The following is a 13,834-nucleotide window of genomic DNA, read 5'->3' as shown; positions in this document are numbered from 1 at the left end:
CGATCAGCTCTTTTTACGTTTAGTTAACAAATCTCTGTTTTCTATAGGGTTTTCTTCTCGTTTCAATGACTTTTCAATATTCTCAATGTAATCTAAAGAATCATCAAGGTAAAACAAGAGTTCAGGTACTCTACGTAATTGGTTACGTGTACGCTGAGAAAGTTCGTGTTTAATAAGTGGTTGGTTAGACTTGATACCTTCCATCAATTCTCCCGCTTTTTCATTAGGGAAAATGCTCAAATAAATTTTTGCGATAGATAAATCTGTAGTCACCGCAACCTTAGAAACGGAGATAAGCGTATTGCGTAGTCCGCCATCAATGGCAGCCTTTTGTAGAATGTCTACAATATCTTTCTGAATGACCCCAGCTATTTTACGTTGTCTTTGCGTTTCCATACCGCAAAAATACATAGAAATTGTATCTTAACCCCTATATAATGTACACTGAAGCAAATAAGGCATGAAAAAGATAGAACATTTAGGTATTGCGGTGAAGAACATGGAAGATTCTAATGCGCTTTTTGAGAAACTATTGGGTGTAGCCTCGTATAAACAAGAAGAAGTATTGTCTGAAGGTGTACTAACATCTTTCTTTAAAAACGGACCTAACAAGATAGAACTTTTAGCCGCCACAAAATCAGACGGACCTATTGCCAAATTTTTGGAAAAAAAGGGAGAAGGCATACATCATGTTGCATTTGAGGTAGACGATATTGTAGCGGAAATGGCACGATTGAAGAAAGAAGGCTTTACGCTATTAAATGAAGAACCAAAAAAAGGAGCCGATAATAAGTTAGTAGCCTTTGTTCACCCAAAGACTGCAAATGGCGTGTTGGTAGAGTTATGTCAAGAAATTAAAGAGTAAGCTTTATTTTGTTTGTGACAGTTAAAAATAAGTAGTAATATTGCATCCGCAATTCGCGGGTTTTGTAATAACTGGTTTGAGCACCGGTTTAAATCTAAATACGATTTTACAGAACAACATATAGAATTGTTACCGGTCCTATAGCTCAGCTGGTTAGAGCACCTGACTCATAATCAGGTGGTCCCTGGTTCGAGTCCAGGTGGGACCACATTAAACCTCTCAGAACATCTGTTTTTGAGAGGTTTTTTATTTTAAGGGGGCAAATAAGGGGGCGAATTTTTACTGAGTCTTATTCTAATCTTCGCAAAGTTCTTTTAAATGTTCATATATCATAACCATAGCTAAAGTATCTAATTCGCAATAGCGTACTTAAGCGGCATACCTAAAATATCTCTAGAAGACGCTTCGAGAAGTTATGTTTTAGGGTATTTAGCAAATGGTCAAGATTCCATTATTTCTATAGGAACAACACATAATATGAACAAAATGTTCAATGGGAAGGTTAGGTCAAAAATTTATGGTAATAATGCTAAATTGATAGAAGTAGATGATTTGTTATTGTTAACACAGACTTGGAAGAGAAATGGTTGCCAATTATATAGTGGAGATCATGTAACTGTTAAGGAGGTTAACTTAAACAATATTGAATATGTTGCGGGTTTGACTTTCGCCGCAATAAAGTTAGTTTCTAAGAATCTAAAAGTTGAAGAAGAAATAATCGATGATTATATTCTATTAGAAACTATTACTAATCCAGGAGGCTTAACCCTTAGACAAGAAAATAATTTACGACATGAGCGTTTTAAGAGGAATATGGTTTATCGTGTAAGTTTGAAACCTTGGGATGATAAATACATAGGGGCAATACGAGCTACTTATGGACACTCAATCACCTGTAACAAAGCCCAAAGGGGCAAATGGGACTATGTATTGGTAAACGGCTTTTACATGCCGTCTTTGAAATATCAATACACTGCTATAACTAGAGCGATAAATGGGGTTAGGTTTTATTAGTAATAAATAAGTTCGACTATTTTTTCTTTTTGCTAAAAACATGCTCCATTAAATACGCCTCCATTTCCTTGAAAGTTGACATTTTTTTAAACAATATACACATCAGTTGATAGAGGAACTAATTGTTTTAATAAAAGTTCAATTCGTTCCAAGCGCTTATTAATAATCTCGAAAGGATTCTCCGTCAATTTATTTTATCAGTATTCTGCGATATTCAGTCTTATTATCAGTTTCTATTTTTAAATTATACATTCCTGATGTTAATCCTTGAACGTTTAATCTAAGCGTTGTCTCGTTTGAATTTAATACATTTTGCACAACCAAACTTCCATTACCGGTATAGAGAGCAACTAAGGTATTTTCATCTTGCGAATTGGGTAGCGATACAAATAATTCGCCATTTGTAACAGGATTAGGATAAATCAATAGTTCAGAAGTATTAACTATGATGTTATCATTGAATACCCCTTGACAATCTTTATCCGTTTTTACTTCGATGACATTTTCAATATCGTAAATAGGTAAAGTAATTTCGTTAAGTACAGTTGAAATCGTTTCTTGATTGATAGTTATAAAATAACTTTCACCACCGCTCATTTTAAATGTAATTGACTTCCCTGATGGGTCAAGTTTACCAGAAACGGACAAAGGCTCCGGTTCATCTATAGTAACTGTAAAACAACGTTCAAAATCAGTTTCTCCTTTTATCGTTATACAAACCTCGTAACTGCCAGCATTTAAATTTTGAAAACTGGCGAAACTTCTAAAATCTTTACTAGCTATAATACTAGATGCATTGGTTAATGTGGCAACGTAGTCTAAATTTTCAACCGTTGTTACCAAGATGCTGCCATTGTCGCTAGATGCACAGGTCTCACTAGTTGTTTGTATGCTAATAGCATCGTTCGGTAAAGTGTATATTTCGCAACCAGTAGCGTTTACTTGTGTTCCCAAAGGAGTTTCTGGACAATTGTCATTAATATTCAAGACTCCGTCTCCATCGATGTCGTCATCGCATGAATCAAAGATACCGTCGTTATCATAATCTACACCGTCACTTAGTGAGATTATGAACTCGTCTGATAGCACACAACCATTTGAATCTCTAATGAATATGTTGTAATTGCCAGCCATTAAATTATTGTAGCTATTATTTGAGTTAAATGAAATACCGTCTAGACTGTACTCAAAAGAACCAAAACCTCCTGTAGCCATTATTTCAACAGTTCCATCTGCAGTAGCTGAGCACGATGCATTACCAATAGTATATGAAGCAGATATTATAGTAGGTTCTGATATATTGATCAAAGTTCCTGTAGTTGTTTCGTTCGTGGCATCTTCTACTGAAATGTAATAATCTCCACTAGATAGATTTTCAAAATAGTTGGTATTATGTGCATCTACGATAGTATTACCCATTTGGTCTTGTAAAGAAAAGCTATAAGGTGGCGTACCACCAGAAACGTTAACTAATATACTAGCATCATTTGCTCCATTACATGTAATTACTGATAGCTCCCAATTTGTAATAGATAAAGGAGTTGCTATAGTATTATCTTTAATTGCAACGGTTGCAATATTTTCTATAATTGGGATTAAAGTTGTAGAAATATTGGATAACGATACCGAAAAATTTTCTTGAATTTCGGCAATGTTGTCATTAACTATTGGGATGGAGATTTGTTGTAATTCCCCATTAAAACCAGCGAAGGTTAAGCTGCCGCTTGTAGTTATGTAATCTTCTTCGGACTGTGCGTCATTATCTACTGTTGAATAATCAATAGTAAAACTTTCTTGAACATTACCCACTAGAGTCACATTTAGCGTGGCAAATTCTGCATCTTCATCTACAACTATATTTGAAGTTTCAAATGAGATACCAGAGCTACCAGGTATTAGGTCGTTATCTGAAATTGTAGCTATAACCGTATCCTCTAAAAGTAAAACATCTGTTGAGCTTTGATTAGATAGTACGATGTTGAAACTCTCATTTGCCTCTATTGCATTATCGTCAATTATAGAGACAGTAATATTCTGAATCTCCTCATCTGTACCTGCGAATGTTAGGGTACCATTTGTTCCATCGAAATCTGTAGTATTTTCAGCGGTTAAGGCATTAATAGTAAAATCTACGGTAAAACCGTCAGTGATTTCGCCAGTTAGTTCAAAAGGAATGGTTAGCGACTGTGACCCTTCATTTACTTCGATAGATGTAGTGAATTGTAATTCAGCCGGGGCACAACTGCTATCTGATATTTGGACAGTTTCAAATACGGAACAACCGCCAGCGTCAATAACCGTAACCTCATATATACCCTGTCCTAAACCTTCATACAACAAAGGATCAGAAACCGAAGGATTGCTAATGCCTCCGAAAGTTCTGGCTATATAAGCCTGATAAGGCGGAATACCTCCTATAGGTTCTATTTTTATTCTCCCACTCTTATAAATACCATCTGTTGGATCTACTAAGCATTCTCCTTTATCAACTAAAAGTTCAAGGGCAATAGGCGTTGAATCAGGAACAGAAAAAGAATCATTTATTACTTGATCATTAGAATCCATAACACGAACTATATACTGCCCTGTTGCTAAGTTTTCAAAAAGATTGGTTGTTTGATACGGCACTATAGTAACTGTTCCACTTTCATCTAATAGGGTATAATTATATGGCACTGAACCACCTGAGACATCTACTTGAATAGTGGCACTATCACTAACGTTACAATTGGGTGTAATAAGTGTTGCCGTAAGATTTAGAGGTTCTGCATTATCCTTGTTTTCAAGCCAAGATATTTTGCCATCTGTAATTGAAGTTAGAACAATGTCAGTATCACCGTCATTGTCAATATCTGTCACCTCTATATCACCAATTTGAGACCGATTAAATATTAGCATTTCATCACTGAAATTAGTGCCATCCAGATTCTTATACCAAGCTATTTTCCTATCCACTCTACTTATATACAAAACATCTATATTCCCATCACCATCTAAATCAGCCCCTATTGATTCATCAACGGAACTAAATGTCTGAAAAGTACTTTTATGACTAAAACGACCTTGACCATTTCTATTTTCAGATAATTTCAATTGATTTGAACTTCCTACGATGTCGAAATCACCATCACTATCAAAATCTATTGAGGTCATATGCCTAATAAACCCCTCATATGGTGATATCAGATTAAATGATCCAAAGTTCCCATTACCATCAATATTTTCTACCCATTGAAATTCACCACGCGTAGCGTTGCCAACTCCATATGCCACATCAATATCGCCATCGTTATCTATATCTAATGGTAGTATGGTAGCTGCATTAGCGTCGGGTAGTATTACATGTTTAGTGCTAAAATTTCCATCTATATTCTCGTACCAAACAATTTCAGCAATTTCTGAATTACTGACGATATCCATATCTGTGTCACCATCCATATCCGCCATATGTATTTCATACGCGTTAAGACCAACTTTAATCACTTTTTCTTCGTCAAAATTCCCATTCCCATCAGTATTTTCATACCAAACCAAGATGTTACCTGAATCAACGGAGGAATGGATTGCCAATAAATCTATATCATTATCTTGGTCTACGTCCCCTGCCGTAATAAAAAGTGCCTGTAATAAACCTGATGTTATTATTTTTTGAGGGCTAAAGGTTCCAATTCCGTCTAAGTTGTCGTACCAAGAAATACGTGCATCCATTCCCGTAGATGCCACATCCTCATCACCATCACCATCTATATCCACGGTAATAATAGACCTCGGTATGCTCGGAATTCTAGTTATCATTTTTTCTTTGCCAAACTCCCCCAACCCGTCTATATTTTCGTACCAAACTAGATTATTACTACTGAATGACGCCTGTAAAATGTCCATATCATTATCGCCATCCATATCTCCGGTGTCAAGCCACACTACTCCTTTAGGAATGTTCGTGACTATTTGTTTTAGTCTGAACGTGCCTAAGCCATCGATATTTTCATACAATGCGATATCATCACCGTATAGATAGTTAGCTCCAGCTATAACATCTAAATCAGAATCATTATCTATGTCAACAACGCGTGCAATAGCAACATTATCAAAATTCAAGGTTACTACTTTCTTTGTAAATGTTCCTAACCCATCTATATTTTCGTACCATAAAATATCATCGTTATTAGGTATTGCTGCAACAATATCCAAATCGCCATCGCCATCCATATCGCCAGTTTCTGCAAATTTCGCTCCTCGTGCCGTATTATCTATTTCTATTAAATTCCCATAAGTTCCATAACCATCCTCATTTTGAATCCAAAAGACAGTATTAAAACCTCCTTTTGAAGTGCCTACTATATCTAAGAAACCATCATTATTCATGTCTGCTAAATAAAAAGAACCAAAAAAGCGAGTTACCTTTGAAGCGATTATTCTTTTATTACTGAAACTTCCGTTTCCGTCTATATTTTCAAGCCAGGAAATTTCAAAATCTGATAAAAATAGAAGGTCATTATCCCCATCTCCATCTATATCTTTTAGGGACAACATGGCAACTGCTTCTTGATTTGTAATTAATTGCTGCGCCCCAAAGTTTCCTAAACCATCTATATTTTCATACCAGGCAGTTTTATTATCCAATTTAGAAATAGACAAAACATCAAGATCGCCGTCACCATCAACATCACCAGCATAAACATAACGTGGTTCATCAACTTCTACGCTAATTTTTTTTTGTGCACTTAAGTTTCCCTTCCCATCAAGATTTTGGTACCAAACAATTTTGTTATCTTCCCCTATCGAGGCAAGAACATCATTGTCCCCATCCCCATCTAGGTCAGTCGAAAATATGGAGGTAGGGTTATTTGTTGAATTTGAATTATCTATGATAGTTCGTTCCTCAAAATTAAATTGTGCCGATATTGTGAGGGAAAAAAGAAAAGAGAAAAAAACAAGTAGCTTTTTTTTCATAAGTCATTGGGATTTGGATTGTAATAGAAACGAAATTGTTTTAAGGATAGTATAAATCTTAAAGAAAGTGTAAATCAAGTAGGTTGCCTTTAAGAAAACCAATTCCTCAATAATACACCTATCAGATTACTCAATCAGAAATTAACATTTCTTTTAACATAATCTTTGTTTGATAGATTTACCTAGCTCTCTACTATTTCTTAATTTCCTAGTTCAAACAAACTAATTCGAAAAATGACTACAAAAAACTCTTGTTACAAGGCGGTATTGCTGACCCTTGTACTCGCCATTTCGTGCATATCTATGACGATTGCGCAAACCGTACCTTCGCCAGAAGATGTTTTTGGCTTTAAAGTAGGTGCCGACTACAAACTGGCAGATTACAGCCAAATTGAAGATTACCTTGGGCAACTAGATGCTGCTTCTAATCGTGTAAAAAAAGTTGAAATTGGTACAACGGTACTAGGTAGAAAAATGTACATCTTGTTTATCTCTAGCGAGGAGAATCTTAAAGATTTGGATAAATGGAAAGACATCAGCACTAAGTTGGCACGTGTACAAGTATCTGATGACGAAGCCATGAAGCTATCTGAAGAAGGTAAGGCTGTTGTGTGGATTGATGGTGGTATGCACTCTACGGAGTTGGCACATGGTCAAATGACCTCTGAATTTGCCTATACCTTGGCTACTGCTGAAACTACAGAAATAAAGAAAATTAGGGACAATGTAATTACCATACTAATGCCCGTTATGAATCCTGATGGGTTGGACATTGTTGTAGATTGGTACAAAAAGAATTTAGGTACCGCTTATGAAACATCGCGACCTCCAATTTTATATCACTACTATATGGGTCATGATAACAATAGAGATTGGTTTATGAATACCATGCCAGAGACCTATAATGTTACTAAGATCTTGTATAATGAATGGTATCCACAGATTGTGTATAACCACCACCAATCATCTCCTTCTTGGACAAAAATTTCATTACCACCATATGCAGATCCAGTAAATCCAAGAATTCATCCAGCAATTACTGCGGGTGTAAGTGAAGTGGGTTCCGCCATGACCAAAAGATTTTCATTGGAGAATATGCCAGGTGCAATTGCCGATAATTTTTATACCATGTTTTGGAACGGTGGTGGGCGTACCGTACCTTACTACCATAACATGATCGGAATTTTAACCGAAGTTGGTCATACGAGTCCGACGCCGAGATTTTACGATCCTAAAAAATTACCTAAAACCGTTGCTGGTGGCACACCAACAGATGGTACGGATATCATGTATCCAGACCCATGGAAAGGTGGCGAATCTCACTTTCGTGATGCTGTAGATTATATGTTGACCGCAACTTGGGCAACTTTGGATTTAGCTGCTGACAGAAAGAGCAATTACCTATATAACATTTACAAAATGGGTGCTTCAGCAATTGAGAAATCAAAAGAAGAAGGTCCGTTCGCTTATGTGATCGGTAAAGATCAATGGGATGCTTTTGAGTCTGTAAACTTGGTAAATGTATTGTTGAAAGGTGGTATTGAAATTGAAAAAACCACCAAGAGTTTTGAGATTGACGGAAAGAAATATGAAAAAGGTACCTATGTAATTTACACGGCACAAGCCTTTAGTCCTTACCTAATGGATTTAATGGAAAAACAAAATTACCCAACACGTTTTCAATATCCAGGTGGCCCGCCAGATACTCCGTATGACTTAGCAGGTTGGACATTACCTATGCAAATGGGCATCACGGTAGATAAAATTGCTGAACCTTTTAAAGTAGCTACAGAAAAAGTATCAGAAGAAGCACCATATTATGAAGGTGAAGTAAAAGGAAATGCATCTTTCGGATATTTATTGAGTGCTAACAGTAATGCATCGGTAATTGTAACCAACAAAGTGTTGAAAGCAGGTGGTACGGCGTACAAGACAAAAGCGTCTTTTAAATCAGGGAAAACAACATATCCGGCAGGTGCTTATATCGTATCGGGTGGTAGTGCTTCTGTGGAAGACTTAGCGGCTGAGTATGGTTTAGAGGTAACAGGTTTATCTGCAGAACCAAAGGTAGAAATGACAAAGGTTCACGCGCCAAAAGTAGGTCTGTATAAGTCGTGGGTTTCAAATATGGATGAAGGATGGACGCGTTTTATTATGGATGAATATTCATTTGAAACAGATACCCTTCACGATACCGATATTCAAACAAAAGATTTATCTCAGTATGATGTATTGATTATACCATCGCAACGACCAAAATCTATTCTTCATGGTAATTCGCCTCTAAAAATGCCAGAGAAATTTACGGGCGGTATTGGTTTGGAAGGATCGGTAGCCTTAAGTAATTATGTGAAAAATGGAGGTACCTTATTGGCTTTTGATGAGGCAAGTAACTATGTAATAGAACAATTTGGTTTGCCGTTAAAAGATGCTACAGCAGGCACAGATAGCAATGAATTTTTTATACCAGGATCACTGATTAAAACGGGCATAGAAACCTCACATCCGCTGGCATTTGGTATGCAAGACACCGTTGCGGTTTCTTTCAACAAGAGTCGTGCTTTCGTAATAGATAAGCAATCAAAAAAAGGCGAAGGTGGTACAGAAGATATTAAAGATGCACCATTGCCAGAAGTTGAGGTTATTGCTAACTATGCAGCAAAAGATTTATTGATGAGCGGTTGGGCAATGGGCGAGAAAAAGTACATCGCCCAAAAACCGGCTATGGTAAAAGCAACATATGGTAAAGGTTCAGTAGTGTTGTTCGCTTTTAGACCACAGTTTAGAGCACAACCAAGAGGAACGTATAAGCTTATTTTTAACTCCATTTTTGAAGGAGCTGCAGAATAGTTGATTACTAGAAACGCTAGTCATATTCAGGCGCAGTTGAAGATATTTAACGCAAGCTTCGAGAATATTTAATAAAAATGCCTATCTCAATTTGATGGGCATTTTTCTTTTTAAAATATTTTTTAATAATTCAAGCAGTCTAAATGGCTGCTTTCTTGGTTTTTAAGTGATTTATATATAAACGAATTCCATCAAATTCAAAAAACCGATTTTTGTATTTCCTAATAAAATGTTAAATTGAAGCAGCCCTTAATATTAGTGTACTAAAGTTCCCCCAGAATCTATTAGTGTTGCTCTTTATTAATGGGCTTTTTTTTATTGATGCACAACTACGAATTAATTAACCTTTACTTTTTACCCCAATTAACGTTACTTTAAAGAAAATCTACTGAATTGGTAACGTAAGAGCGAAAATTCTAAAAATTCAATTAACTTTAATAGGTATATACCTTACTAGGGTATTTTACCACACAGAATTCAAAGAATAGTATTAAATTAGGCAAGCACTATATAAAATGCACTTGTAAATAATGGCAAAGATTGAAATTAAAGGTTCCCCCGAAGAGCTTGAAAGAGTAGCTACATTTTTAGCAAACAACAATGTAAAATTTGATATCGCCAATGACTATGGCAATCATTCTTTAGAAGATTTAGAAAAGTATGAGCATTTAAAAACTATGTTTTCTGACCCGGTTCCAGAAAAATAACTCAGCGGCATGAAAGGCTTACAACAAATAAAATCTGAGATAGAATTGTTGACTAGTACTAGCAGCAAAACCGAACTAGAAGTAGTAGATGCGTTACGAAAATATTACTTCAACAAAGCTGTAACGGCAGAGATTAAATTGTACAAGAAGAAAAAGAAAAAGGTAGCTCAAATCACCAAAGACCTTAAAATTAGTCACCGTAGGTTCTATAAGATTTTAGAGGATAAAAAGATAGAATTTACCAAATACAATAAGTCTAAAGAAGAAACGGCAGAGTAGTTTTCTTTGAGTAGATTCATTGGCTATAACCCAGGAGAAATGAGATTTATAAAGTACATACAAGTATTTCTTATTTCTGTTTGGGTATCTCATGTTGCCTATTCCCAAAAAGTAACAGTGAAAACTCAAGTACAAACTACGGTTAGTATTGAATGTACTAATGATGGTTGTTTTGGCAGTTATTATGGCAAAGAATTTATAAATGGGTCAGATGTTGCTCATCAGTTTTCTAACACCATGTCTGCCAAAGTTGGGGATAAATTAAAGGAACTCTATTCTAAGGATAAGTACGTAAAAGTAGACTTTACGAACATAGATATGACTACTGAAGGTATGGGTTCTGGTATGGTGACATATAAGCTTAGGATTCCGTTTGTTACTGTGGCTACTAAATGCGATGCCTACACATCTTTTGATCATGTTGGTGGGTAGGAATCATGCTCCTTCATTACCTAGAAGAAAAAAGGAATTAAGTTCTCTTTTACTGCCAGGCGAATCTTTAGATATCAGTAAGCTGAAAAAGACCCCTGAAGGTTTACAGGAATATTGGATTCAGTGGAGGAATAAGAACACCCAAATTCGTTGTAACAAATAGCAAAATTTATTTAATAGACCGTCTTAATTATTAAAAATGAACAAAGAATCACTCTCTAAATTAAGTAATGAAGAATTACTTAAAAAACATACTGCTGCGAAAACTATGGTGTGGCTTTTGGCAATTGTTCTAACAGGGTGCTTACTTTTCTTTATCTATATGTCTATTAAAGATGGGATTACTCCTTTACTAGCAGTTCCGTTAGCTTTATCAGCTATTATTCCTTTGAATGTGAAGAATATGAATACGTTAAAAAAAGAGTTAGATTCCAGAAAATAAGGGTTAAGTTTTAGTCCAGTAATTAGAAAAACAACATTAATCATTATGAGAAAAACACTGTCAATTATTGGAATGATATTAGCTTTAATAACCATTGCATACAGTTTTTGGGGTATGGGAGATACAGGACGATTCTTCGGTTATGAAATTGATATTTGGATGTATCGCTTAATTTGGCTTGCTTTATTTGGAGTAATTTTGAATGGATATTTGCAAGAGCGGAAAAACACATAATTATCTTTTAAATTGAACAATAGTACTGTTTCAGATTTTATTTAAATGAATTAGTGATAATATAGTGTCATTTTGTAGCTCAAATTGAAATTTTCTGTAAACAATCACCAAGTATTTCGACTCACACATCACATGAAAAAGCGAAAATTTAAAATCAGTGATATCATATTTGTCGTGTTCATTTTGTTGTTGATAATTCCACAGACAAGAACACCAATTCAGGTAGCGGTCAATAAACTGAAAGTAGCTGTTTGGTCGCCTAGTGTTGAAGATGAAGAAGACCAGAATGAGGTGGCTCCGTTTCAATATGCCGTTGTTGATATGCAGGGTCAAACTAAAAGTATAGCGGTAGGCAAGGGCAAGGTTACTTTTATCAGTTATTGGGCAACTTGGTGTCCGCCATGTATTGCAGAATTGCCAGGAATTCAAGAGTTGTATAAAGACTATGGAGGCAAAGTCAATTTTATACTATTGACCCAAGAAGAACCAGAAAGAGTGCAGCGGTTTATTAAAAAGAAAGGTTATGAGTTACCTATCTATTTCCCGCAAATGCAAGCGCCTAATGTATTACAAGAAAATAGCATTCCAACGAATTATGTCATAGATACCGCAGGTAAAATTATCATAAAAGAAACCGGTGCGGCAGATTGGAACAGTACAAAAGTTCGCGAGTTAATAGATGATTTAACAAAAGAATAACGCAAAAAAAAAGCCGAAAAATGAATTCCGGCCTTTCCCACATCTCCCAATCAAAGAAACATTAATCAATCATTTCGCTAAGTACTTTTCCGCTTTCATTAAAGACTACATCCATTTCATCATTCCATCCTTTATCAAGCTCTACATCATAAGTGGTAGATCCGTTTACAGTAGTTTTTTCGACAGAATCTACTTTGTATCCGGCGTAGTTACTGGCAATTATAGATGTAATGGCTTGTGGTAAATCTGCTGCGGTAATTTCATGTTCCGCTCTGGTTGCTTTTCCGTCCATAGCATACCAAATTTCATGCTCTAGTCTGTTATTATCAAATTCAACTTTGTAAGACTGTCCATCCAACTCCCACTCCACATTACTTGCCTTGGGGTAATGAAGCTCAAAACTCTCTCTTAAATTTGTAGGCACATAGTTGGGGTTTATATCTTGTGCAAATACAGTAAATACGCCCAATACGGACAAAGCCAATGTTACTATACTCTTATTTTTCATAATCAGATAATTTTTAAATTCCCTTCAAAGAAAAGAGCTAAATCTAGAAGAAATTGGGAATAGAATTCAATTTGCTCATTTTTTAGCGTTAAAATGCACGACCTTATAATTCCCATATCTTTCTAGAATTCTATTATATTTTTGTTGCAAACAATAGTGCCATGAAAATTCTAATTATAGAAGATGAACCCCAAATGCTAGAGAATATGCGCCAAACTTTAGAGCGCGAAAAGTATACGGTAGAAACAGCGGCTAATTTTGCAACTGCCAACACTAAAATTGGGGTGTATGAATATGATTGTATTCTGTTAGATATTACCCTGCCCGACGGTAATGGATTAGAACTTTTAAAACAATTAAAGCAACAGGGTAAAGATGACGGTGTAATCATAGTTTCGGCGAAAGACTCTTTGGACGACCGTATAAAAGGACTCAATTTAGGGGCAGACGACTACTTGCCCAAGCCTTTTCATATGGCTGAATTACATGCGCGGGTAAAAGCAATAGTACGTCGCAGAACGTTTGATGGTAATAAGCTTATTGAAATCGGTAATGTTAGTATTGACCCAGAAAGTAGAAGTGTACAGGTTAATAAAACAGAAGTTGCCCTTAATCGTAAAGAGTATGATGTACTATTATATATGATATCTAACAAAACACGTTTGGTTACCAAAACCGCTTTAGCAGAACATGTGTGGGGCGATCATATTGATCAGGCAGATAGTTTTGATTTCATCTATTCTCAAATTAAAAATCTACGTAAAAAATTATCAGATACTATGGCAAGTATAGAGATAGAAGCCGTTTATGGCGTTGGGTATAAACTACAGGTTATCTAAATTTTAGTAGCT

The 13,834-nt window shown here is 35.7% G+C and carries 14 protein-coding genes and 1 tRNA gene; 12 read left to right on the top strand and 3 right to left on the bottom strand.

Annotated elements, in window-relative coordinates; all coding sequences use genetic code 11:
• Nucleotides 1–3: 3 nt before the first annotated feature.
• Entirely contained in the window at nt 4–396 is a 393-nt protein-coding gene (rbfA, locus tag PXD56_RS00460; RefSeq protein WP_276491395.1) for a 30S ribosome-binding factor RbfA, read from the bottom strand.
• Nucleotides 397–460: 64 nt separating this feature from the next.
• Between rbfA and mce the strand changes: the two genes are divergently transcribed.
• From mce to PXD56_RS00445, 3 genes are all read left to right on the top strand, one after another.
• Nucleotides 461–865, top strand: a complete 405-nt coding sequence (gene mce / locus PXD56_RS00455) for a methylmalonyl-CoA epimerase (RefSeq protein ID WP_276491394.1) — start codon at nt 461–463, stop codon at nt 863–865.
• Between the two features lie 134 nt (nt 866–999).
• A tRNA-Ile gene (locus PXD56_RS00450) sits at nt 1,000–1,073 on the top strand.
• Between the two features lie 269 nt (nt 1,074–1,342).
• Nucleotides 1,343–1,879: a hypothetical protein gene (locus PXD56_RS00445; RefSeq protein WP_276491393.1), complete on the top strand. Its 537-nt coding sequence runs from the start codon at nt 1,343–1,345 to the stop codon at nt 1,877–1,879.
• A 189-nt stretch (nt 1,880–2,068) separates the two neighbouring features.
• Here the strand turns inward: PXD56_RS00445 and PXD56_RS00440 are convergent, their stop codons facing one another.
• Complete coding sequence (locus tag PXD56_RS00440; protein WP_276491392.1) at nt 2,069–6,832, bottom strand: FG-GAP-like repeat-containing protein; 4,764 nt, start codon at nt 6,830–6,832, stop codon at nt 2,069–2,071.
• A gap of 234 nt (nt 6,833–7,066) precedes the next feature.
• On the opposite strand from PXD56_RS00440, the gene PXD56_RS00435 reads away from it, so the two are divergent.
• The 8 genes from PXD56_RS00435 to PXD56_RS00400 all read left to right on the top strand — a co-directional run bounded on the left by PXD56_RS00435 (nt 7,067) and on the right by PXD56_RS00400 (nt 12,475).
• Nucleotides 7,067–9,682 (top strand): M14 family metallopeptidase, encoded by a 2,616-nt coding sequence (locus tag PXD56_RS00435; RefSeq protein WP_276491391.1) that lies wholly within the window; start codon nt 7,067–7,069, stop codon nt 9,680–9,682.
• A 530-nt stretch (nt 9,683–10,212) separates the two neighbouring features.
• Complete coding sequence (locus PXD56_RS00430; RefSeq protein ID WP_276491390.1) at nt 10,213–10,389, top strand: hypothetical protein; 177 nt, start codon at nt 10,213–10,215, stop codon at nt 10,387–10,389.
• Between the two features lie 9 nt (nt 10,390–10,398).
• Nucleotides 10,399–10,668, top strand: a complete 270-nt coding sequence (locus PXD56_RS00425) for a hypothetical protein (RefSeq protein ID WP_276491389.1) — start codon at nt 10,399–10,401, stop codon at nt 10,666–10,668.
• Nucleotides 10,669–10,707: 39 nt separating this feature from the next.
• Entirely contained in the window at nt 10,708–11,100 is a 393-nt protein-coding gene (locus PXD56_RS00420) for a hypothetical protein (protein WP_276491388.1), read from the top strand.
• On the top strand, nt 11,066–11,263 hold the full coding sequence (locus tag PXD56_RS00415) for a hypothetical protein (protein ID WP_276491387.1): 198 nt from the start codon (nt 11,066–11,068) through the stop codon (nt 11,261–11,263). Before PXD56_RS00420 ends, PXD56_RS00415 begins: the two co-directional genes overlap by 35 nt.
• A 36-nt stretch (nt 11,264–11,299) precedes the next feature.
• A complete protein-coding gene (locus PXD56_RS00410) occupies nt 11,300–11,542 on the top strand; it encodes a hypothetical protein (RefSeq protein ID WP_276491386.1) in 243 nt (80 codons plus the stop codon).
• A gap of 45 nt (nt 11,543–11,587) precedes the next feature.
• The gene (locus tag PXD56_RS00405) at nt 11,588–11,776 is read left to right on the top strand and encodes a hypothetical protein (protein ID WP_276470627.1); all 189 of its coding nucleotides are present in this window, start codon (nt 11,588–11,590) and stop codon (nt 11,774–11,776) included.
• 132 nt (nt 11,777–11,908) lie between these two features.
• The gene (locus tag PXD56_RS00400) at nt 11,909–12,475 is read left to right on the top strand and encodes a TlpA family protein disulfide reductase (protein WP_276491385.1); all 567 of its coding nucleotides are present in this window, start codon (nt 11,909–11,911) and stop codon (nt 12,473–12,475) included.
• A 61-nt stretch (nt 12,476–12,536) separates the two neighbouring features.
• Here PXD56_RS00400 and PXD56_RS00395 read toward each other — a convergent pair whose 3' ends face one another.
• Nucleotides 12,537–12,983 (bottom strand): PepSY-like domain-containing protein, encoded by a 447-nt coding sequence (locus tag PXD56_RS00395; RefSeq protein WP_276491384.1) that lies wholly within the window; start codon nt 12,981–12,983, stop codon nt 12,537–12,539.
• Nucleotides 12,984–13,144: 161 nt separating this feature from the next.
• Here PXD56_RS00395 and PXD56_RS00390 point away from each other — a divergent pair, with 161 nt between their 5' ends.
• Nucleotides 13,145–13,822, top strand: coding sequence for a response regulator transcription factor (locus tag PXD56_RS00390; RefSeq protein ID WP_276491383.1), 678 nt, complete (start codon nt 13,145–13,147; stop codon nt 13,820–13,822).
• Nucleotides 13,823–13,834: the final 12 nt, after the last annotated feature.

Source organism: Maribacter zhoushanensis (assembly GCF_029350975.1).
GTDB lineage: Bacteria > Bacteroidota > Bacteroidia > Flavobacteriales > Flavobacteriaceae > Maribacter > Maribacter zhoushanensis.
The sequence above is the reverse complement of the archived record's forward strand: the minus strand, read 5'-3'. Positions and strand labels throughout refer to the sequence as shown.

Coding starts and splice junctions, on each gene's coding strand:
- rbfA (WP_276491395.1), bottom strand. CDS start 396: ATGGAAACGCAAAGACAACGTAAAATAGCTGGGGTCATTCAGAAAGAT.
- mce (WP_276491394.1), top strand. CDS start 461: ATGAAAAAGATAGAACATTTAGGTATTGCGGTGAAGAACATGGAAGAT.
- PXD56_RS00445 (WP_276491393.1), top strand. CDS start 1,343: ATGAACAAAATGTTCAATGGGAAGGTTAGGTCAAAAATTTATGGTAAT.
- PXD56_RS00440 (WP_276491392.1), bottom strand. CDS start 6,832: ATGAAAAAAAAGCTACTTGTTTTTTTCTCTTTTCTTTTTTCCCTCACA.
- PXD56_RS00435 (WP_276491391.1), top strand. CDS start 7,067: ATGACTACAAAAAACTCTTGTTACAAGGCGGTATTGCTGACCCTTGTA.
- PXD56_RS00430 (WP_276491390.1), top strand. CDS start 10,213: ATGGCAAAGATTGAAATTAAAGGTTCCCCCGAAGAGCTTGAAAGAGTA.
- PXD56_RS00425 (WP_276491389.1), top strand. CDS start 10,399: ATGAAAGGCTTACAACAAATAAAATCTGAGATAGAATTGTTGACTAGT.
- PXD56_RS00420 (WP_276491388.1), top strand. CDS start 10,708: ATGAGATTTATAAAGTACATACAAGTATTTCTTATTTCTGTTTGGGTA.
- PXD56_RS00415 (WP_276491387.1), top strand. CDS start 11,066: ATGCCTACACATCTTTTGATCATGTTGGTGGGTAGGAATCATGCTCCT.
- PXD56_RS00410 (WP_276491386.1), top strand. CDS start 11,300: ATGAACAAAGAATCACTCTCTAAATTAAGTAATGAAGAATTACTTAAA.
- PXD56_RS00405 (WP_276470627.1), top strand. CDS start 11,588: ATGAGAAAAACACTGTCAATTATTGGAATGATATTAGCTTTAATAACC.
- PXD56_RS00400 (WP_276491385.1), top strand. CDS start 11,909: ATGAAAAAGCGAAAATTTAAAATCAGTGATATCATATTTGTCGTGTTC.
- PXD56_RS00395 (WP_276491384.1), bottom strand. CDS start 12,983: ATGAAAAATAAGAGTATAGTAACATTGGCTTTGTCCGTATTGGGCGTA.
- PXD56_RS00390 (WP_276491383.1), top strand. CDS start 13,145: ATGAAAATTCTAATTATAGAAGATGAACCCCAAATGCTAGAGAATATG.